A 21,141-nucleotide genomic window follows, 5' to 3' on the forward strand; every position below is an offset into this window, starting at 1 on the left:
ACCGATTTATGGCAAAATTTTCGAGTAATCATTTTAAAAAACGTGAATGAAAGCCAGACTATTTAGAAAATTATCTTAATTTTGCTGTAACCAGAATATATCTGGCCAAATTAAGATAAGGCTCAGTTTGGCAGTACTTTTGTTCAAGTTCTAATAGTTGCTCAAAGTGAGTTTCAGCTTTGGCTTTATTGGCAAGATAGTCGTGGAAAATACGAATGCCTGTTTTTTGTAGGATGGTAAAATCGATTTGATTAAGCCATTGATATACATCAATGGGTTCTCTTGGAAAGTCGGGCGAAAGCGTCTTTTTTTTGCGCTTAGCTAAACCTGCTTGTGTATAGCCAAAATTGCCTAATGTGACAGTTTTAAATAAAAGGGCATGATAGTTATAAAACATTAACGATAAGTAGCCATCGGGTTTAAGATGTTTTTTTAATGCTTTTAATAATGCAATTGGTTCAGCGATCCATTCTAATACAGCATGACAAATAACTAAATCAAAAGGTTGGTTAATTAAGCTATCAAGCTGCTGAATCGGGCAGCAAAGACAATTTATCTTTACGTTTTCCATCTGTGCTTTTTGTTTAGCAAGTGCTAACATTTGTTCTGAGATATCGCAAAGTGTGACTTGATGCCCAAGTTTTGCAAGACGGCAGGCAATTTGACCTTGCCCTCCGCCCGCATCAAGTATGGTTAGTGGCCTATTAGGTGGGTAGGTTGCTAGGATCTCTTCTAGTGTTTGCCAAACTATCGCTTCGCGAATTTTACCTTTGGTTGTGCCATAAATGTTTTGTGCAAACTTGTTGCTGATATCATCAAAATTGCGATCTTGTTTATTCATAAGTTATTTTTGATTGTTCAACTGTTTTGCTTCATCATTTATTTGTGCTATTTTGTTTGCCATCTTCGTGTAGCATTGTTCCATTAATGCTCTAGCATCTTCTTTGCATAGATTTTTGGTTTCAATTGGTTCTAGCATTTCAACAATCATATGGCCATTATTTAAACGGTTTAATTTAATGTCATTGGTTTGCGATACACAAATTGGCACAATTGGTACACCAGCAGCAATTGCTGCTTTAAATGCACCTGTTTTAAATGGCAATAGTCCTCGACCACGGCTACGAGTGCCTTCAGGAAACATCCAGATAGATATACCGCGTTTCTTAATTTCATTGACGACTTTTCCGATTGTATTGCGCGCTTTTGATTTATTGTCCCGATCAATAAGAATATTGCCTGTAAGATAGTAAAGTTGCCCAAAAAAAGGAATCCAAGCTAAGCTTTTTTTACCTACGGTAACCGTTTTGGGCTGTAGTACATTAGCGGCTACGATTACATCGTAATTATCTTGATGATTAGCGATATATACGCAACTACCTAATTTATCAATATCAGGGTAGATGCGAGTATCAACTTTTATACCCATTATGGGTTTAAAGACAAACCCAAACAAATGAGCAAATCTTGCTACATTTTTGGGATTTCTTGGGTTAAGTAGGCAAAAAATGATGCCTAAGACACAAATGATAATACCAATTATTACAACGCTAATTAAGCGAAAAAGAAATACCATAATTTACCTCATAAGTTGATTTGGCGTATTATATACATAATCTGAGTTAATATACAGTTTGTTAAAAAACAGTTATTCAAGGAGGTTTATGCATAAATCGACTATTATTTGGGATGAAAATCAGATACCTGTTTCTACTTATTTTGATGATGTGTATTTTAATACGCAAGGCGCAATTGATGAAACAAAATATGTATTTATAGATGGTAATAATTTACAGCAACGCTTTGTTGAGCATAACAAAGATACCTTTGTTGTTGGCGAAACAGGCTTTGGCTCTGGATTGAGCTTTTTGATCTTATGGCAATCTTTTTTGCATTTTAGGCGTCATAACCCAGAACATATACTTAAATACCTTACTTTTTTTAGTATCGAAAAATACCCACTATCGTTAGATGAATTAATAAAGGTTCATGATAGTGTGATTTCTAAAAATACCCCCCTATTTTTGTTAGCTAGGCGACTTCAAAACGGTTTAATTAACTCTTCTTGCCAGTTTGATAACGTCAGTTTAGCGATATGTTATGCTGATATCAGCCATTTTTCGAAATTTTTAACTAAACAAAAGGTACTTGTTGATGCTTGGTTTTTTGATGGGTTTTCGCCAGCAAAAAATCCAGATATGTGGACAGAATCCTTATTTAAAGATTGTTATGCATTAACTGCCTTAAATGGCTCATTTGCCACTTTTACTGCGGCTGGATTTGTGCGGCGAAATTTGCTTAATGCAGGATTTAACGTGCTTAAACGTAAGGGGTATGGGGTTAAGCGTGAAATGTTAATTGGTTATAAAGATAAGTAGCCTTGCCAAAGAGTTTAGCAAGGCAAAATGGTTATTCAAGTTTTATTCAGCTTAAAAATCAAATTGATAAATTAGATCTAATGTTTGCGCTAAGCTTGATGTGGCATCTAAATAGAGGCTCGGCATTAAACGATAACGTAAAGTAAATGTAGCTAATGAATCAAATATACCAACGCCATATTTGAGTTGCAAATTAGGTAATATATAACCGCTAACCACAACTTTAGAGCTATTGCCTGCGCCTTGTGTATCAAGTGTTAGATTTTTGATACCAAATAGGTTACCGATATCGCCAACATATTTACCTGTTTTTGCTGTGCCAATACCAACTAGCAGTGCTGTCATCATGTCGCTATCACTTTGTTCTGTGCTATCAAGCCCTTGACCGCGAATTATGTAGGAAAGGGCTTCTTGTTGTGACATAGCTGGGTCTGAGAATATTTCAATTTTAGGTGATTGAGACGATCCAGTAACGCGAATTCCCGCCATGATATTGCTATTATCCATTGATTCAGGATTGCGTATAGCTTCAATATCAAGCCTAGCTTGATCTGCCGATCCTGAGAATGTGATAATGCCTTTATGAATAATTAAATCTTGCCCATAGGCGTGGAACCGACCTGTTGGTATCAACACTTCTCCATGCAGATCAAGTCCTTTATTGGTTTGTGTCGCAATCAGATTACCTTTAAGAGAGGCATTTAACCCAAATGCATCAACAGTGACTTTATCTCCAATATTGATCTCAAGATGGCTAAAGATGTTCATGCCAAATTTTTGTGGTTTAATTTCTTTTCGATTTGTATCAAGCATAACTTCATCAGGAGATACATCAATGCTTGATGGCGGAAGTGATTCAACCGTTATTTTCCCTTTTGGTATGTTAACTTTACCTAATAATGTTAATTCGTCTTGTGTCGCATTGATTTTAATATCTGGAACAATGGTCATAACAATCATTGGCGGCACCGAAACTTCCATAGCAGCCCCATTCACGGTTAACGAAGCTTGCCATTTGTCAAAGGTATTCCAGCTGGCATTACCATTAATATTAACATTGCCTGCTTGCGTAGCTAAAATACCTTTTAATGTGGATGATTTTCCATTGAAATTGATATCAACTTTGGCTGATTTAATATCAATGGGTAATTGACTTGACTTTATTTCGCTATGTTTTAAGGCAATACTTCCAGTTAGTAACGGATCATTTAGTGATCCAGAAAATTTAACCGTGCCATTAATAGCGCCTTTAGCATAATCTTTGCTATCCAATAACGGATTAATAATTGCTAAAGCTAATTGATTGATATTTAATTGACCACTTAATTTTTTTTGTTTTACTGGATCAGTGATAACAAGGTTACCATTGATTTTTCCTAGCTTATTTAAACTAAAATGCCAATCGAGTTTGGCTTGTTGCTCATTAAACTCAGCCTCTATTTTAAAAAGATCGAAAGGTAGAGGCAGCGCTTTTGAGGTAAGCATTTGTTGAATATAAACATCAGAGCTAGTTATATTGGCTTTGATTGATGGTAGCATACTATCATGATTAAATTGTATGATGACTTTACCATTAACATTACCTGCAAGTTTGGTTTCACCATCGGTTGGAATGGGCAATTTAGACAGATTAATCTCTTTTAAGGTAATGCTTGTATTGGTATTATTAGTTAATGATAATTGTTTATCAAGACAAATACTTGACTGATTATTATTCCAACAGTGGGCATTAATACTGGGCACTTGATGGGCTACATCATAAGATAAGTCCACTGATTTAGTGAGCTGCCAATTGTTATTATTGCCTAAGTGAAGTAGGGCATGAGGAATCGTTCCGTTCCATTTTGTACGCGCTTTATTCAGTTTTCCTATTAACGAAGTTTTCAATGATGCTGGTTCACCATCAATATCAACCGTTAAAGTATGAAGGTTTTCACTGCCAGATAGTTCAATATTGGCTTTTTTGATTGTTTGACCAGGTAGCTCTATTGTTTGAGCCGTTAACTTCATGTTGCCACTGGCTTGGTTTTTATATTCCACTTTGCCTGTAACATTGGCTTTAGCTATTTTTATTGTATCGAAAGATAGTGAATTAATGGTTAAATTCGTGTCTACGATTGCATTATCAGATGTGCCATTGAGTTTTATATTTCCAGCAATAGATCCTTGCATACCATCAACTAATAGCGGTAATGATTCAAGATTCAATTTTGCTAACAAGTTGCCTTTATCGTTCGCCCCATTTAAACCTATCTGATTTTTACCCCATTTAATTGCAAGATTATTTGCAGTAACTTTATTTTCAGAATTACTAGACATACTACCAGATGCAAAAAAATCAGCATGATTAATATTACCTTTTAACTGTACGTCGGGTAAATTAAACGCCCATTTACCCTCTTCAAGCTTACCAGTTGTTTTTAATAGACCATTTAATCGAATAGGATAACTTGGTAGCTCGTTAGTGAGATCGACATTATTTAGCTTTATGCTTGTATCCCATTGTAATGCTTGTAGCCAACTTATATTTCCCGCTACATTAATTTCCCCATGCGGTAATTTTATGTTGGCACGCTCTATCATTGCGTCTTGGTTGGTTCCTGTGCCCACAATCTCAAACTTGGTATTGGCTAGTTCTTGTCCCTTTATATTACCTTTGGCTGACAGTTGATACTGTTTTACATTCCCCTTTATTGATGTTGAAAAATCATCTAGCTGGTATTGCGCTGATCCCTCAATTGGCCATTGAATATGCTTACCTTCAAGTTGAGCCATTATAGGTAAGTATTTTTCAATAAAATTAAGGTGCCCACTCATAGCCATTTGATTTAAACCACTCATCTTTATATTAGCTAATAGTTCGCCAAGCAATTTTCCTGAAAACTGAGCATTTAATTGGTTTTGTTCAGTATTCGCTTTAATTAATGCTAGTACAGGCCAGTTATCGTGTAATGTAATTTCGCCCGAGGCAGAAGTATGTCCATTGGCATAAGGGGTGCTAGCATCAAATTCCACTTGTTTTACAATAATGTGACTATTGACAATATCGGTTTGAATAGCAACGTTATTAAATCGATAATCTTGTCCACCAATATGTAATAACCAATGATTACCGGTTAAACTTGTGACATTAATATCTAATGGGATATTAACTTGGGGCAATGAATCAATTAGCGGTTGATTAAAAATCTCGGTAATTTTTTCATTAAGTGCAATGTCTTTGTCTGTTGTTGTTACGGTTTGATTTGTCAGTGTTTTATCCGCAAAAATAGCACTTAGATCTGTTGCAACAGCAGGGTAAACATAAATCTGATTATTTACCCATGTGGCTTTCCCTGTAAAGTCTGACATGCCAAATTGCATATCATCAACAATAACCTTGACATCCGTTAGGTGGGTCTGTTTAAGATCTATCGGTAATGGTGTTTTGAGCTTGAAGAGGTTTTCTTCATTAGGTTCACTTGTTGGCTCACTTGATTCACTTGGCGAACTGCCAATTTGTTCGGTGTTAATGGAAACTTTTACCCCATTGGCATTAAATTGATCTACACACACTTCTGTTTTTAGTAAGCAAAGCCCAGAAAGTGACAATGAAGCCTCATTGACTTGAACATTAACACCTGGTAATTCAAGGGAGAACCCTTGTATATGTAGATCATGAAACGTACCCTCAACTTGGGCAATTTTTAGCTCGGGTAAAAATTTATTTAAAACATAAGTGGTTATTTTGACACCTAAACTTGTGTAGATAAGTAGAATAGTAAAAACAGTGAGAAAAACGATAACTGATAAAATGGCAACGCTTCGTTTTTTCCATTTACGTATCAGTTTTAATTTTTTTACTTTTTTAATTCTAGCCGTGTTGTTATTCATTTTATAATTCACTTCCTAAACCAATATATAGGTGAATAGAACCGCTTTTTTGGTTAAGTGGCGTTGCTAAATCGACTTTTATTGGGCCAACAGGTGAAGCCCAGCGAATGCCGATCCCCGTTCCTGTATAGAATTTAGTTCTATCAACTTTGTCAATAGCTTCTCCTGTATCGACAAATGCGGCTCCCCACCATGAGCCAGATAAATTATATTGATATTCAAGTGAGCCAGTGATAAGTTTTGAAGCTCCTTTTAACTTGCCTTTTTTATCTTTAGGTGAAATAGATTGATAACTATAACCTCGAATACTACGTTCACCACCAGCAAAAAATCTAAATGACGGTGGAACACGGTCAAAATTGTTTGCTTGTATAATGCCAAAATTCCCACGAGCTATAAATCGATGGGATTTTTGTAACGAGCGAATCCATGCGTGTTGTGCTTGAAAGCGCATCAGATTAATATCAGAGCCTAATGATTCACCAGCAGCTTCAAGCGAATAACGTTGAGAATCTCCCCACATTGTTAATAAATTACCGTCAGAACGAATTCTAGATAAGCTAAGTGATGGATAATATAAAAATGTTCTAAAGCTAGCATCGCCTTGGGTAAAATCATCACGTAATACATTAAAACCTAAAGCGGTTTGCCAACCATAAAAATTATCCCAGTTGCGTAAAGCGCCAAACGTATAAGATTGTGAGTAAGTATCATTATTATCAATCTTTTTATAACCCCCTTGAATGGTGTAATACTGTTCAAGTGGTGATTTTTTTAAGGGAATTTTATAACTCATCGTAACCAATTGTTCTGGCGAGGATAGCGATAAATTGCTTTGAAAACTCTGCCCACGGCTATTGAGCCATGGTTTGTTCCAGCCAATTTTTCCGTGCACACCGTTATCTGTTGAAAATCCTAATCCAAGATCCATATTATTTTTCTTTCTAGGCGATGTATCGACATCAATTGGGAGTATTTTACCTTCTGTTAAATGAGGAAAGTCAGGCACAACTACAACTGAGTTAAACCAGTTTGTTGAGGTAAGGCGCCTATTTAATAATGACAACTGCTCTGCCGTATATTCTTCGCCCTCTTTAAATGGCACAATATTAGCTAAATAATCTTTACGGATTTTGGTATTATGAAAAGTGACTTTACCAAATCGATAGCGTTTACCTGTTGTATAATCAATATTCCAAAAAGCTTGATGTTCAGACAGTAAAACCGCTAACTGATGCTTGGGCATATTGGCATCAAAGTAACCTTTTTTTAGTGATAAATCTTGCAGGTTTTTCTTAAATGATTCATAAACACCATGATTTAATATATCACCGATTTTGGGTAAGTTGTTTTTTTGTAAATATTCAAAATCGGGATCGTGTTGACCTTCACCAGTAATATTCACATTGAGTTGCTTAACGAGCACAGGCTCGCCTGGTGATATATTGACAACAAGAACTTTAGGATTTTGCGCGTTATACTCGAAAGTCGGTGAATAATAACCTAATGCACGAAGCGATTTTTGCACTTCATTTTCAAAATAACGCTTAAAATTGGGCGTATCATCAATTTTATTGGGGGCGATTAATGATATACGAGCATCGACATTGTCAGCAAGTTCACCTGATAATCCCTTAATTGATAACTTCATATCAGCATAACTTGATGTAGCGCATATCACTAAAAGCAAGCCTAATGACCAAGAAAATCGTGACACATACACCTCGATATTTGTTAAGATTCAAGTAATTTTATATGTCCAATATAAGGCAAATGGCGGTAATGTTGTGCATAATCAATACCATAGCCAACCACAAACTCATCAGGAATGGAAAATCCAATATATTTTACGGGTACGGCTACTTCACGACGTGACGGTTTATCTAATAACGTACAAATTTCAATGCTACGCGGATGACGTAATTTTAAAATCGCCATCACCTTACTAAGCGTATTACCGGTATCAATAATATCTTCGATAACCAACACATCTTTATCACGGATATCTTCATCTAAATCCTTTAATATTTTGACGTCCCGATTACTTACCACCGCATTACCATAACTTGATGCTGTCATAAAATCGACTTCGTGTCCAACGGTAATGGCTCGGCTTAAATCTGCCATAAAGATAAATGAACCACGTAAAAGTCCAACTAAGATTAGCTCATTTTGGCTATGTTGATAATCTTTACTGATTTGTTGACCTAACTCGATTACTCGTTTTTGGATATCATCTGATGATATCATCATGCTTAATTCGTGTTTTTTCATTAATAATGCTCAAGTTAATTTTCAAAAAAATTTAATTAGATTCTAGCAATTTTCCTTGATAAAAAGAATAAGCAAACTTACTTTTTATCAAACTATGGTAAGAATGAATTTTAATATTTTATACTGAAATGCTTAGTTACCTAAAACCGTCTGACCACTCTCTTTAACTTTCTTTTTTTGTAAACGCCGTTTTTTAAAAAAATCACTTAAAATAGTACTACATTCATTAGCCAGCACTCCGCCAGTAACTTCAGCATAGTGATTGATACTTGGATAAGCAAGAATATCAATAAAAGAACCTGCGGCGCCAGTTTTGTAATCGCTTGCACCATAAACAACACGTTTAATACGACTATGAATAATGGCACCAGCACACATAATACAAGGCTCAAGCGTGACATAAAGAGTTGTATTGATTAGGCGGTAGTTAGTTAAAAGTTTTCCTGCTTGCTCGATAGCCATAATTTCAGCATGAGCCGTAGGATTATGTTTACTTATGGGTTGATTATAGCCTTCACCCATAATTTGATTATGTTCATTAACAATTACCGCACCTACAGGTATTTCGCCTATAGATTCGGCATGTTTAGCAAGCATTAATGCATGTTGCATCCAATATTCATCTAACATTTTACGACTATAGGTTATTGAGATTTAACACATCACGCATGTCATATAAACCAACGGGTTGTGTGGCAAGCCATAGTGCTGCACGCACGGCACCATTGGCAAAGGTCATTCTACTCGACGCTTTATGGCTAATTTCAACCCGTTCGCCAATGTCTGCAAAGATAGCGGTATGTTCGCCAACAATATCACCTGCTCGAATAGTAGCAAATCCAATAGCGCCTTGTGGTCTTTCGCCAGTATGACCTTCACGACAATAAACAGCACGATCGTTTAAATTGCAATTAAGTGCATCGGCAATCGCTTCGCCCATGGCTAATGCGGTGCCTGATGGTGCATCGACTTTATGGCGGTGATGGGCTTCAATGATTTCAATATCAGTATAATTACCCATGATTTTGGTTGCTTTTTCTAATAGTTTTAGCACTAGGTTAACGCCAACACTAAAGTTTGCAGCAAAAACAATAGCAATTTTTTTTGCTGCATCGGCAATCGCTTGTTTACCTGCCTCATCAAAACCGGTGGTGCCAATAATCATCATTTTTTTATTTTCGACACAAAATGCTAAGTGAGTCAGCGTACCTTCTGGGCGGGTGAAATCAATCAATACATCAAACTGATCTTTTGCTTGTTGTAAATTATCAGTAATTTTAATGCCACAAATACCGATTCCAGCCAGTTCACCTGCATCACTACCAAGCAACGATGAGCCTTCGCGCTCAAATGCTGCACCTAAAGTCACGCCTTCGATTTGTGCAACGGCTTGGATGAGCTGTCGTCCCATTTTTCCGCCGGCACCCGCAATTGCGATACGAATCATATTTGTTGACATATAACTTTCCTTAACTTTTTATGGCTATAGATAAATAAATATTATAGCGGAAAATAAGCAACTTATACATAATGTCAAATTTAAATACTACAAATTTCGAGCGCTTTTTATTTAAAAAGAGGTGAAAATTATGATGCGATCTCCTTGGTATTTTGGTTGGAATATTGTTATTGCAGCCTCGCTTTTAACGTTGCTTTCTAGCGGATTAAGGATGAGCATGGGCGTATTTTTTCTTCCCATTGCAAACGATCTTGGTTTTAGTCGCAGCGTACTTTCTGGCATTATTGCTATTGGTATGCTTTTTTCGGGTATCGCCACGCCAATAGCGGGATATTTAGAGAGTAAATATGGCACTCGCTTTGTGCTCATATTAGGATCAATCATTATTATTGCCTCAACGGTTTGGTCTGCGAACTCTCATGATTATTGGAACTTTTTCTTGTCTTTTGGTATTGCGTTATCTTTTGGTACTTCTTTTGTCGGTTCTGTCAGCTTTACGCCTATTGTGGCGCGTTGGTTTATCAAACGAAGAGGGTTAGCATTATTTATTCTATCAACAGGCAGTATGGCTGGCATGGCGGTGATGTTACCTGTTTTTGCTTTCTTCATTCCAATTTATGGTTGGCAAACCACACTAGTTTCGTTTGCGGTGATCTTCATGATTATGGCATTGCCTATTGCCTTTTTTATTATGAAAGATAATCAATCTGAAATTGCAACACCGAATATAGATCCTGTTATCAATCAAAAAACAGATGATAGCATCAAACTTATGGACGTATTAAAAACACGTCCATTTTGGCAGCTAAGCTTTGGGCTTTTTACCTGTGGTTTTAGTATGAATTTATTAGGAACACATGGTGTTCCAATGCTCGTTGATCACGGATTTGATTCAATCACCAGTTCTAACGGTATAGGTTTAATCGGTTTAGTCGCTATTTTTAGCACCCTAGTGTTGGGGTATCTTTCTGATATAGTGCAACGAAAAAATATTTTAATGATGGTTTATTTAATCCGAGGATTAGGTTTTATTGCTCTTATTTTAGCATCAAGCAAATGGCAGCTTTTTACTATCGCAGCAGTAGGAGGGCTGGTTTGGGCGGGCGCTTTGTCATTATCGGGCATAATTACCGCTGATATTTATGGAGTAAAGCTTGTCGGATTACTTTCTGGATTAACCTATTTTTTTCATCAAGTGGGCGCAATGATTGGCTCATGGCTTGGTGGATGGGCTTATGATAATTTACATACCCACTTAGTTGCCTTTGGTACGGCTAGCATCTTATTGTTGATGGCGGCTGTGACTGCTTATTTCCTTCCTAAACAATTACCGCTTGTCGCAAAACACGCAAAACAATAGCTTAAAACAGATGGACGTCAAATTGCGTCCATACCTATCTATAAAATTTTTAGATAACTTTTATAAAACTTTTAATAGTTCAACATCAAAAATTAATGCGCTGTATGGTGGAATTGATGCGCCAGCACCTTGAGCTCCATAGGCTAATTCTTGAGGAATATATAAGCGCCATTTTGACCCTTCAGGCATAAGTTGTAGCGCTTCTACCCATCCTTTAATTACACCGTTAACTGGGAACTCAGCAGGTTGACCACGCTCTACAGAGCTATCAAATACCGTGCCATCAATTAATTGCCCAGTATAATGAACTTGAACGTGATCGGTCGCTTGAGGTAAAGCACCGTCGCCTTGTTTAATGATTTCATACTGTAGACCAGATTCAGTTGATTTAATACCATCTTTTTCAATGTTTTTAGCAAGAAAATCTTTACCTGCTTGAGCCATTTTTTCGGCTTGTTTGGCTTTTTCTTTCGTTGCTTGTTCATGCACATGGCGTAATGCATCATGTAGTTCTTGTAAAGGCAGGGCAGGAGGGTTACCCGCTAAAACATCTTCCATTGCAAGTTTTAATGCATTAAGCTCTAAATTATTTAATCCTGAGTCTTTTAATTGTTGCCCAATTTGTAATCCAATAGCATAACTTGCTTTTTGCTCTGTTGTCTCTAATTTCATTTTTTACCTTTTATTATTAAAAATAATGTTTATTGTGACGCTATTAAGTTGGTTGATACCACAACAAAAGTCAAGCAATAATTCGCATGATGGTCTGATGTTAGCTTAGCTTATTAGCTAATTGTGAAAGAATTTATCAATTTGGCTAGCACTTAGATAAAATATCAGCGATAATATAAATTATAATTTTTTTTATGGATAATTTTAGATGCTGTTTCGTAAATTTACCGCCTTTGCAATTGTAGCAAGTGTTTTATTAACGGGATGTTCAGTTGTTGAACGTTGGGTATATAGACCAGATATCAACCAAGGTAATTATGTAACACCAGATGCTATTGAGCTATTACAAGTTGGTCAAAGCAAAGAACAGGTTGTCTTTATTATGGGCTCACCAATGTTAACTTCTGTTTTTGGTGATAACATTTGGTATTATATTTTCCGCCAGCAACCACAACATGGTGGCGTTAGCCAAAGAAATTTTGCTATCTATTTTGATGAAATGGGCATAGTAAAAGATATCAAAACCACCGAATTAGCCGGTTCTAAATCATTAGAAGAGATGAACAAACAAGGTATATCAGATCCAATTGATGTCAAATCTGATGATGAGAATTTGACCCCTGAATCTTAAAAAATAAAAGCCTCGTTAAATAACGAGGTTTTATTTTATAACAAAAGATTAAATTAATAGTAATAGTTATTTAAAACAGCCATGATAATGACAATATATATAATAATAAATACGATAGACGCTATAAATGCAATTAGAGCGTATTTCCAATAACTATAAAGGTGCTCAATAGCACTAACGATATCATATTCTTGTTGAGTATTGGCAACTAAACTAAATGAACTTCCCGATTTAAACAGCTTAACGCCAGCGATGATTTGTGGAATACCCACAATAGCGGAAATAATACCTAAGCAGAGAAATGCACCAGCAATTATAGAAATAACACCAAAAATCTGTTGCATAACAGAAATAAACCGCATGTGTTTCTTTAATAATTCAGATGCTTGAAAAGTTATAGTATTTGTTTGATTTGTATCCATTTTTATTCCTTATATTATCGCTTCATTTAAAAGCGACGGATAGCATAAAAGCTTTTTAATTATTGTCGAAGTATTTTTGTATATGCTCCAATAGGGTACAAACTATAATGGTTATATAACAGCAATGCTTTTCCTAGCTAATTTTCACTCTAAAAATCAGTCAGAAAAGCCATTGATTTTATTGAAGTTTTTTGTTTTGTTTTTTTTAATAAAAATCAAAGCGTTGTTACCCAAGCCATGTATGGATTGGGCGATTTGTATAAAGTCGTTCCTTTAGTTTTTTTTTAAATTCCGCAAAACACCAGTCAAGATTTTTTTATTGCTTACGCTGTTATCGATTAAAAAACAAGCTACATAAAAGATCGATTAAGACAAAAATTTAAACGTTAGCTTGATTTTAAGCTTGTGCCAACGCTTTTAAATTATTCTATCTTTGATATCAGGTTTATAATCTATGTTCTTGCGATTTGTTATTTGTTAACTATTTGTTGATTACTAACCATTGATTGTTTGTTATTGGCTAAATGTTTTTGACTCTTGATGTAAAACCTTACCTTTTGATTTAATTACAACGGTGCAACGATATCAAGGCGTTCTATCTGCACGAGCTTGTTCCCTATGATATAATAAGCCATCGTTTTTATCTTATTTAGTTTTTTCCGATATGCTGGGAACTTGAGTGATTCCCGATAATGGAAAAATATAGTAAAGAGCAAAAATAATATTGATTTAAATTCAACAAAAGCGTTATAAACACGGATATATCAATGAATTCAACCCTTAACAAATTTTCCATTGCTCCTATGCTGGATTGGACCGATAAGCATTGTCGCTATTTTCATCGAATTTTAACTAAGCAAACATTGCTGTATACCGAAATGGTAACAACAGGGGCAATTTTATTCGGTAAAGGCGATTATTTAGCGTTTAATCATGAAGAGCACCCAGTCTGCTTACAATTAGGCGGGAGTGATCCAAAAGCTTTAGCGCAATGTGCGAAATTAGCACAAGAGCGTGGTTATGACGAAATCAATTTAAATGTGGGTTGTCCATCCGATCGTGTACAAAATGGCATGTTTGGTGCTTGTTTAATGGGAAAAGCTGATTTAGTTGCAGACTGTGTTGCACAAATGCAAGATCAAGTTGATATTCCAGTCACAGTAAAAACCCGAATTGGCATTGATGATTTTGATAGCTATGCTTTTTTATGCCAGTTTATTGAAAAGGTGATGCCTTATACTAATACATTCATTGTACATGCGCGTAAAGCCTGGTTATCGGGATTAAGTCCTAAAGAGAATCGTGAAGTGCCACCGCTTGACTACGACCGTGTTTATAAGCTCAAACAAGATTATCCTCATTTAACCATAGCTATCAACGGTGGTATAAAAACAATGGATGAAATAAAACACCACTTACAATATGTTGATGGCGTAATGGTAGGGCGAGAAGCATATCAAAACCCTTGGTTATTGACTGAAATCGATTCGAAAATTTTTGGTGAAAAGCCCTCTGTTATCGCCCCGATATTGGCTATTCGTGCTCTTTATCCTTACATTGAACAGCAGTTAGCACAAGGCGCTCAGCTTAACCACATTATGCGTCACACTTTAGGCCTCTTTAATGGGTGTAAAGGTGCAAGACAATGGCGACGTTATCTTAGCGAAAATGCGCACAAAAAAGGAGCTGGAGTCGATGTGGTAGAACAAGCTTTAATGTTTATAGAATAGTTTTTATCGAATAGTTTTTATAGAATGGTTTTCCTAAAATTGTCATTATATTCGCTTATAATGACAACAATTGCACGCAGTTAGTGTATCGTTATATACTAGCCCACAATTTCTCTAATGGTTTTTATCTAGTGCGTTTAAATTCAAGTCAACAAAAAGCGGTCGAATATGTTTCAGGTCCTTGCCTTGTTTTAGCGGGGGCAGGATCAGGAAAGACGCGGGTTATCATCAATAAAATTGCCTATTTAATTCGGGTGAAAGAATATTTACCCCGTCATATTGTCGCAGTAACTTTTACTAATAAAGCAGCACGTGAAATGAAAGAACGTATTGCCCAATCGCTTAGTAAACAAGAGGCCAGAGGGCTGAAAATTTCCACATTTCATACTCTAGGATTAGATATTATTCGCCGAGAGTACAAGCATTTAGGTATAAAATCTAACTTTTCATTATTTGATGATCATGATCAAATAGCGCTACTTAAAGAGCTGACTCATCAATGGTTAGAGGGTGATAAGGATCTGATAAATCAGTTACGTGCAACAATCTCAAATTGGAAAAATGATATTGTTGACTCCACTCTTGCTATGGCCCGAGCGCAAACCAACAAAGAAAAGCTATTTGCCCATTGTTACCTGCTTTATGAAAAACAGCTAAAAGCATGCAGTATTTTAGACTTTGATGATCTGATTTTAATGCCCACACTGCTATTAAAAAATAACGAACAAGTGCGGGAAAAGTGGCAAAATAAAGTGCGTTATTTATTGGTTGATGAATATCAAGATACCAATACAAGCCAATATGAATTTATCAAATTGCTGGTTGGTAGCCGAGCTAAATTTACCGTTGTTGGTGATGACGATCAATCTATCTATTCTTGGCGTGGCGCAAGACCAAAAAATTTAGTATTACTCAAACAAGACTTCTCCCATTTAGAAGTGATTAAACTAGAACAAAATTACCGATCATCAGGTCGAATTTTAAAAGTAGCAAATATTTTAATTGAAAATAATCCACATATTTTTGAAAAAAAACTGTTTTCCGAACTGGGTTATGGTGACGTATTAAAAGTTATTTCTGCCGATAGTGAAGAGCACGAAGCCGAAAAAGTGATTAATGACCTTATTGGCCATCGCTTTGCTAATAACAGCCAATATGGCCAATATGCCATATTATATCGTGGTAATCATCAGGCAAGACTGATTGAAAAAATGTTAATGCAATACCGAGTGCCATATCGAATCTCTGGTGGTACATCGTTTTTTTCGAGAATTGAAATTAAGGACTTGATGGCCTATTTGCGTTTATTAACTAATCCTGATGATGATAATGCCTTTATTCGCATCATTAACACACCCAAACGAGAAATAGGTCCTGCAACCATTCAAAAACTGGGCGAATGGGCTAATCAGCGAGGAGTGAGTTTATACCAAGCAAGCCATGATATGGGCTTGACCGAGTTTCTATCTGGCAAACGCATGGAATCATTACAAGTTTTCATTCACTGGTTTGATACACTTATTCAAAAAACACATACAGAACCCATGAATGCTATTTATGAACTACTGCATGGCATTCATTATGAAAGTTGGATTTATGAGACATCCGCATCACCAGCAGCAGGGCAAATGCGCATGCGCAATGTTGAACAGTTGATTAGTTGGTTAAATGATATGTTACAAGGCGATGATATTGATGAAGCGATGACGCTTGAGCAAGCAGTTGCCAGATTTACCCTGCGTGATATGTTAGAACGTAACGAGACTGAAGAAGAGCTCGATCAGGTTCAACTCATGACATTGCATGCCTCTAAAGGATTGGAATTTCCTTATGTTTATTTGATCGGCATGTCTGAAGGCTTATTACCCCACCAAACCAGTATTGATGAAGATAATATCGAAGAAGAGCGCCGTTTAGCCTATGTCGGTATTACTCGAGCACAACGTGAGCTCACCTTTTCATTTAGTCGGCAACGAAAACAATTTGGTGAAACACTGCAAGTTGAACCGAGCCGATTTTTATTAGAGCTACCACAAGACGACTTAGCCTGGCAAGATCAGCGTAATGCATTATCACCCGAAAAAAAAATGCAACAAGGACAAAGTCGGTTAGCGATGTTAAAGGCGCAAATAGCCAAAGCGAAATGATCAAAGGTCAATAATCAAAATTAAATAACTAAATAATTAAAAATCCTTATTATCTAAGGAACAATAAACGATGAAGTTTATCATTACAGCTATTTTAATTTTTACCTGTTGCTTTGCCAATGCGACAGAGTTAAAGTCTAAAACTTATAACCTGCGATTTTTTATCTTGCTTAAAAAATTTCAAGCCGAAAAAAACTTACCAAGGCTTGATACAGTAATAGGGAAAGAAATACTCAGTCAATTTACTGATCCTAAGCTTATTGCGGATTTGTCAAAAGATAAGCTAGAAGAACAACTGAATATCACCAATTATATTAATTGATTAGTTGAAACCTATTTAACTTTTTCACTCAATGAATTAAACACGATAACGGATTAAGATTTCACTAATAATCTAAAACGATTCCAACCCGAAGTTATTTTATTAAGTAATTTTAATATAGAATATTTTGCTACAATATCGCCATATGTTAACCAATTTTATGAAGAATTGCCAGATTCGGAAAAAAGTGCGTTAACACTACTTAGCGTTAACGCGATGCAATCTGAAATGCTAAAATATTATGCAGGCGGATTAATGTGGATGGATTTGCCAGACTGTTTAACCGACCAATCTAAACTGAAAATCATCACCATGCTAGCAAAATCTGTTGAAAATTATGCAAAATATATACCTGAATCAGAAAAGGCCAAAGTTATCGAAAATGCTGAAAATTTGATGACCAAACAACATCAATTTAAATCACAGTTATCACATATTATCGAAGTAATGAAAAAGAACGAATGTGAAACATTATGCCAAATAACCCCGCCAAATGAGAACAATATTTATATAAATTAAATAATTAAAACAGAAGGTTATTAATGAATAATAGGATAAATAATTTTTAAAGATACGATATGTTTTGGAAGATAAAAAATTAATCCTAAGTAATGATATTCGTTACCATGATCAAAATAATAAAAACTCAATTGGTGATATTTTGTTAATCTAATATAATAAACAATTAAAAATTATTGACGGATAGAAATAGCTTTATATAATACACATCGTCTAATCAACAAATCCTATCTAAGTCTCCTTAGCTCAGCTGGATAGAGCAACGGCCTTCTAAGCCGTAGGTCACAGGTTCGAATCCTGTAGGGGACGCCATTTAATTATTAAGACAATCAATAAGTTACGCTATGCTTTAAAATCTAAAGGAAATCTCACTGCTTAAGTTAGGCTAAAACGCTTATACTGTTATTTTTATTAATGTTGATTATTCTGTAATAGTCTTTATGTTTATCTATTTCAATGATCAACAGTTGGCTATTTGGCAGTGAAACCAGTCGAGTAAAACCCGAAATTAACACAGCAATTTCCTAATACTATTCCACCAGAACAACAGCGAATCCAGCAAGCGGTAAATGAAAGGATTTATCGAACAGGGGAAAGACATCAAGCGATTTATTCAAAGCTTCATCAGCAATTTAAAATTCCACGCTACCAAGATCTGTTAGTAAGTTTGATGAAGCTATAGAGCGGTTGGGTGGTGTATATTCTCGAAGCTGTTTATCTAATGAAGATTGGTATAAATTAAATCGACTATTATTTGTTGCTAATTATATGAGAGAAAAAATATAGTTAATTGAACCAGCAAGATTGATTGTCAAAAAGTAGACGATGCATATAATTACAAATCATTTTACTATAAGCAGGAATAGATTATTGCCAATTATCTGGCATAACTAACTAAAAATTATTCAGGAAACCAATTGATTTTATTTAATTTTTTTGAGTGATAGTGAAAGGTTAAATTAATGCTTTTACAACAAACCTACCTTATTTTAACTCTATGCCTAAAATTATTCATACACTAGAAATGGAGCTACAAATTATAGTAATAAAAAAAGCGTGAAATATACAATAAAACACTTGACTGTTTAAACGTTTAAATATATGATATGCACATGATGCGGTTTTAAGCGCACAGAATTTAAGTCCGCTAAAATAGTTGGGCTTTTTTTGTTTCCATATGTAAGTCATTTTATGAGAGCACGAGCATATAGACGACATCAGGCTAAGCGATGTTTAGATAACAGAAAGCATGATTTTCATTCTGGCAATACTAGAAAATCGCTTAAAAAGCATGTAATAACACCGGTAGCCTGTTCTTGTTGGATGTGTGGTAATCCAAGAAAATATCATAAATCATTAACTTTACAAGAGCATCGCTCATTATTGAATTTAAAAGAAAGCCTCATCTAGAGGCTTTTTACTATTTAGACAAAACTTTATAGATAAAACCTCATAGACAAAGCTTTACAGTATCAACCATAAATTAAACTTGCAAACTATCTAAGTTTTCACTTGTTTACATTAATTAATGCAATCTTAACCACCTTGATTTTTTAAGATTTTATTGTTATAGTTAAGATCAAAAGCGGGGTTCTCCTCGCCTTTGATACTACTAAAAAGCTGGAAACTTAAAAGGAGTAGAAGAACAATGATTAGTATTTTCATTTTTCTTCTTATCCCAACTTAGATCGAGGGTTTACTTTCTCAAGTTTCTTGCTTGGTACTTATAGTTAATTGAGTGCGATGATTTTTAATTAGAACGCTCGATATTTTTATTTATTTTGGAGTTGTTTTTTAAACGGATTTATGAAAAAGTTTATCATCTCGCTTGTGCTTGTTTCTTTTTTTGCTAATTCAACACAAAACTTTAATACAGCAAAAACCCAATTAACTAAATTGTATAAATCAAACCCAAAACAAACTGAGTTTTATTGCGCTTGCGAATTTAGCTTTAACGATAAAAAGGGCGTTGTTGATTTTGGTAAATGTGGTTACAAACCCAGAAAAAATGAAGCTCGAGCCTCTCGCATAGAATGGGAACATGTCATGCCAGCCGAAAATTTTGGACGCCATTTACAATGTTGGCGAGATGGTGGACGTAAGGCGTGTAAAAAAGATGCTACGTTTAATCTGATGGAAGGTGACATGCATAATCTACAACCTGCAATTGGCGAAATTAACGGTGATCGTTCTAACTACCGATACTCGCAATCCACTAATCAATTTAATCAGTATGGACAATGTCAATCTGCAGTTGACTTTAAATATCGTCAATTTCAACCACGTGACGAGATTCGAGGCATAATTGCACGCACTCATTTTTATATGTCAGATAAATACAACATTAACTTATCAGATTCTGAGCGCAAATTAATGACAGCGTGGAATAAAATGTATCCGTCTGAACAATGGGAATGCAAGCGCAATCAACAAATTAAACAAATTCAGGGTAATGATAACAAGTTTATTACAAAACAGTGTAATAAATAATTAGGTTTATCAATGGCGTGTTGATTTAAATGCGTTATATTTGCTGCAAATAGTTAGCTGTAAGCCCTATTAGAGATAACAGCGTTTTTATTACTTGGATTTTAAATAGCTATTGACTATTGATAATTAAGATTTTATCTTTTTTTTATTTCGGAGGATGAAATGAACGATTTGTATGTCGAGTGTTTAAATATGTTACCTGCTATCACACGGGGAATTATTGTAACAACTATTATATTAGTAATGTTAATACCAGAATTTGTAAAAAAAATAGCAATACCTGCCATATCATTTTTTTTAAATAAAATAATTAATAGAGAAAAAAGTAGAATATACGCAATTAGTAAAGATAATTCTTTAAATGAAGAAGTAGTTAAAGAATGTCATACAGAGTTAATGATTTTAGCGGAAATGGAACTAGTACAATCAGCAGATAGAAAGATTGGTGTTTATTTTTATGAATTAATTAACTTGTTAAAGCACATTGTGTCCTATAATAAATTTAAGCGATTATATCCTTATTTGTATTTTATAAATAATGAAATATTGATAAATGATAAAAAAATCAAAAATAAGCGGTATAGTAATTATTTATGGGCTGTATTCTGCTTTATTGGAATGGCTATTTTTTCTTTTTTATATATCTATTCTAGCACCAATACAAACATTCAATCGCCAGTTTTATTTAATATATTATGCCTACTTTTAATAGTGTTAAGTGAACTATCTGGCTTAATAACTTTAAATTTAGTAATAAAAAAGAAAGAAATAGATGAATTTAATCATATTAAGAACCTTTATCATGAAAGGGTTATAGTTAAACTAAATGAGAAATTTGGAAATATAGCAATTTTATAAAATTTA

18 protein-coding genes and 1 tRNA gene are annotated in these 21,141 nt (G+C 35.0%); 10 read left to right on the forward strand and 9 right to left on the reverse strand.

Annotated elements, in window-relative coordinates:
* Positions 1-70 precede the first annotated feature (70 nt).
* Entirely contained in the window at positions 71-841 is a 771-nt protein-coding gene (locus A9G40_RS08625) for a methyltransferase domain-containing protein (RefSeq protein WP_065567263.1), read from the reverse strand.
* A gap of 3 nt (positions 842-844) precedes the next feature.
* Complete coding sequence (locus A9G40_RS08630; protein WP_065567264.1) at positions 845-1,576, reverse strand: 1-acylglycerol-3-phosphate O-acyltransferase; 732 nt, start codon at positions 1,574-1,576, stop codon at positions 845-847.
* An 88-nt stretch (positions 1,577-1,664) separates the two neighbouring features.
* Here A9G40_RS08630 and mnmD point away from each other — a divergent pair, with 88 nt between their 5' ends.
* Positions 1,665-2,378 carry a tRNA (5-methylaminomethyl-2-thiouridine)(34)-methyltransferase MnmD gene (gene mnmD, locus A9G40_RS08635; RefSeq protein ID WP_065582715.1) on the forward strand — a complete coding sequence of 238 codons (714 nt, stop codon included), beginning with the start codon at positions 1,665-1,667 and terminating at the stop codon, positions 2,376-2,378.
* Positions 2,379-2,429: 51 nt separating this feature from the next.
* Here the strand turns inward: mnmD and tamB are convergent, their stop codons facing one another.
* The 5 genes from tamB to dapB all read right to left on the reverse strand — a co-directional run bounded on the left by tamB (position 2,430) and on the right by dapB (position 9,984).
* A complete protein-coding gene (gene tamB / locus A9G40_RS08640; RefSeq protein ID WP_065582716.1) occupies positions 2,430-6,251 on the reverse strand; it encodes an autotransporter assembly complex protein TamB in 3,822 nt (1,273 codons plus the stop codon).
* Between the two features lies 1 nt (position 6,252).
* Positions 6,253-7,968: an autotransporter assembly complex protein TamA gene (gene tamA, locus A9G40_RS08645; RefSeq protein ID WP_065582717.1), complete on the reverse strand. Its 1,716-nt coding sequence runs from the start codon at positions 7,966-7,968 to the stop codon at positions 6,253-6,255.
* Positions 7,969-7,985: 17 nt separating this feature from the next.
* Positions 7,986-8,525, reverse strand: coding sequence for a hypoxanthine phosphoribosyltransferase (gene hpt / locus A9G40_RS08650; RefSeq protein ID WP_065567268.1), 540 nt, complete (start codon positions 8,523-8,525; stop codon positions 7,986-7,988).
* A gap of 132 nt (positions 8,526-8,657) precedes the next feature.
* Positions 8,658-9,155, reverse strand: a complete 498-nt coding sequence (tadA, locus tag A9G40_RS08655; protein ID WP_065582718.1) for a tRNA adenosine(34) deaminase TadA — start codon at positions 9,153-9,155, stop codon at positions 8,658-8,660.
* A gap of 7 nt (positions 9,156-9,162) precedes the next feature.
* Positions 9,163-9,984: a 4-hydroxy-tetrahydrodipicolinate reductase gene (gene dapB / locus A9G40_RS08660; RefSeq protein ID WP_065582719.1), complete on the reverse strand. Its 822-nt coding sequence runs from the start codon at positions 9,982-9,984 to the stop codon at positions 9,163-9,165.
* Positions 9,985-10,114: 130 nt separating this feature from the next.
* On the opposite strand from dapB, the gene A9G40_RS08665 reads away from it, so the two are divergent.
* Positions 10,115-11,344, forward strand: a complete 1,230-nt coding sequence (locus A9G40_RS08665; RefSeq protein WP_065582720.1) for an MFS transporter — start codon at positions 10,115-10,117, stop codon at positions 11,342-11,344.
* A 60-nt stretch (positions 11,345-11,404) separates the two neighbouring features.
* On the opposite strand, the gene A9G40_RS08670 is transcribed toward A9G40_RS08665, so the two are convergent.
* A complete protein-coding gene (locus tag A9G40_RS08670; RefSeq protein WP_065582721.1) occupies positions 11,405-12,016 on the reverse strand; it encodes an FKBP-type peptidyl-prolyl cis-trans isomerase in 612 nt (203 codons plus the stop codon).
* A gap of 208 nt (positions 12,017-12,224) precedes the next feature.
* Here A9G40_RS08670 and bamE point away from each other — a divergent pair, with 208 nt between their 5' ends.
* Positions 12,225-12,647 (forward strand): outer membrane protein assembly factor BamE, encoded by a 423-nt coding sequence (gene bamE, locus A9G40_RS08675; protein WP_065580089.1) that lies wholly within the window; start codon positions 12,225-12,227, stop codon positions 12,645-12,647.
* A gap of 53 nt (positions 12,648-12,700) precedes the next feature.
* On the opposite strand, the gene A9G40_RS08680 is transcribed toward bamE, so the two are convergent.
* A complete protein-coding gene (locus tag A9G40_RS08680; RefSeq protein WP_065582722.1) occupies positions 12,701-13,069 on the reverse strand; it encodes a DUF5362 family protein in 369 nt (122 codons plus the stop codon).
* 767 nt (positions 13,070-13,836) lie between these two features.
* Between A9G40_RS08680 and dusA the strand changes: the two genes are divergently transcribed.
* The 7 genes from dusA to A9G40_RS08715 all read left to right on the forward strand — a co-directional run bounded on the left by dusA (position 13,837) and on the right by A9G40_RS08715 (position 21,135).
* Complete coding sequence (gene dusA / locus A9G40_RS08685) at positions 13,837-14,799, forward strand: tRNA dihydrouridine(20/20a) synthase DusA (protein ID WP_065582723.1); 963 nt, start codon at positions 13,837-13,839, stop codon at positions 14,797-14,799.
* A gap of 131 nt (positions 14,800-14,930) precedes the next feature.
* Positions 14,931-16,946: a DNA helicase Rep gene (gene rep / locus A9G40_RS08690; RefSeq protein ID WP_065582724.1), complete on the forward strand. Its 2,016-nt coding sequence runs from the start codon at positions 14,931-14,933 to the stop codon at positions 16,944-16,946.
* A 70-nt stretch (positions 16,947-17,016) separates the two neighbouring features.
* Complete coding sequence (locus tag A9G40_RS08695; protein ID WP_065582725.1) at positions 17,017-17,268, forward strand: hypothetical protein; 252 nt, start codon at positions 17,017-17,019, stop codon at positions 17,266-17,268.
* A 216-nt stretch (positions 17,269-17,484) separates the two neighbouring features.
* On the forward strand, positions 17,485-17,787 hold the full coding sequence (locus A9G40_RS08700; protein ID WP_141675233.1) for a hypothetical protein: 303 nt from the start codon (positions 17,485-17,487) through the stop codon (positions 17,785-17,787).
* Positions 17,788-18,022: 235 nt separating this feature from the next.
* Positions 18,023-18,099: transfer RNA gene (locus A9G40_RS08705), tRNA-Arg, on the forward strand.
* Between the two features lie 1,494 nt (positions 18,100-19,593).
* Positions 19,594-20,277, forward strand: a complete 684-nt coding sequence (locus A9G40_RS08710; RefSeq protein WP_065582727.1) for an endonuclease — start codon at positions 19,594-19,596, stop codon at positions 20,275-20,277.
* A gap of 192 nt (positions 20,278-20,469) precedes the next feature.
* Positions 20,470-21,135, forward strand: coding sequence for a hypothetical protein (locus tag A9G40_RS08715; protein ID WP_065582728.1), 666 nt, complete (start codon positions 20,470-20,472; stop codon positions 21,133-21,135).
* Positions 21,136-21,141 lie beyond the last annotated feature (6 nt).

Source organism: Gilliamella sp. Nev3-1 (genome assembly GCF_001690435.1).
Taxonomy (GTDB): Bacteria; Pseudomonadota; Gammaproteobacteria; order Enterobacterales; family Orbaceae; genus Gilliamella; species Gilliamella apicola_C.

What these genes read in the sequence shown, in the direction of transcription:
- A9G40_RS08625 (WP_065567263.1), bottom strand. Translation starts at nt 841, where the DNA reads ATGAATAAACAAGATCGCAATTTTGATGATATCAGCAACAAGTTTGCA.
- A9G40_RS08630 (WP_065567264.1), bottom strand. Translation starts at nt 1,576, where the DNA reads ATGGTATTTCTTTTTCGCTTAATTAGCGTTGTAATAATTGGTATTATC.
- mnmD (WP_065582715.1), top strand. Translation starts at nt 1,665, where the DNA reads ATGCATAAATCGACTATTATTTGGGATGAAAATCAGATACCTGTTTCT.
- tamB (WP_065582716.1), bottom strand. Translation starts at nt 6,251, where the DNA reads ATGAATAACAACACGGCTAGAATTAAAAAAGTAAAAAAATTAAAACTG.
- hpt (WP_065567268.1), bottom strand. Translation starts at nt 8,525, where the DNA reads ATGAAAAAACACGAATTAAGCATGATGATATCATCAGATGATATCCAA.
- tadA (WP_065582718.1), bottom strand. Translation starts at nt 9,155, where the DNA reads ATGTTAGATGAATATTGGATGCAACATGCATTAATGCTTGCTAAACAT.
- dapB (WP_065582719.1), bottom strand. Translation starts at nt 9,984, where the DNA reads ATGTCAACAAATATGATTCGTATCGCAATTGCGGGTGCCGGCGGAAAA.
- A9G40_RS08665 (WP_065582720.1), top strand. Translation starts at nt 10,115, where the DNA reads ATGATGCGATCTCCTTGGTATTTTGGTTGGAATATTGTTATTGCAGCC.
- A9G40_RS08670 (WP_065582721.1), bottom strand. Translation starts at nt 12,016, where the DNA reads ATGAAATTAGAGACAACAGAGCAAAAAGCAAGTTATGCTATTGGATTA.
- bamE (WP_065580089.1), top strand. Translation starts at nt 12,225, where the DNA reads ATGCTGTTTCGTAAATTTACCGCCTTTGCAATTGTAGCAAGTGTTTTA.
- A9G40_RS08680 (WP_065582722.1), bottom strand. Translation starts at nt 13,069, where the DNA reads ATGGATACAAATCAAACAAATACTATAACTTTTCAAGCATCTGAATTA.
- dusA (WP_065582723.1), top strand. Translation starts at nt 13,837, where the DNA reads ATGAATTCAACCCTTAACAAATTTTCCATTGCTCCTATGCTGGATTGG.
- A9G40_RS08695 (WP_065582725.1), top strand. Translation starts at nt 17,017, where the DNA reads ATGAAGTTTATCATTACAGCTATTTTAATTTTTACCTGTTGCTTTGCC.
- A9G40_RS08700 (WP_141675233.1), top strand. Translation starts at nt 17,485, where the DNA reads ATGCAATCTGAAATGCTAAAATATTATGCAGGCGGATTAATGTGGATG.
- A9G40_RS08710 (WP_065582727.1), top strand. Translation starts at nt 19,594, where the DNA reads ATGAAAAAGTTTATCATCTCGCTTGTGCTTGTTTCTTTTTTTGCTAAT.
- A9G40_RS08715 (WP_065582728.1), top strand. Translation starts at nt 20,470, where the DNA reads ATGTTACCTGCTATCACACGGGGAATTATTGTAACAACTATTATATTA.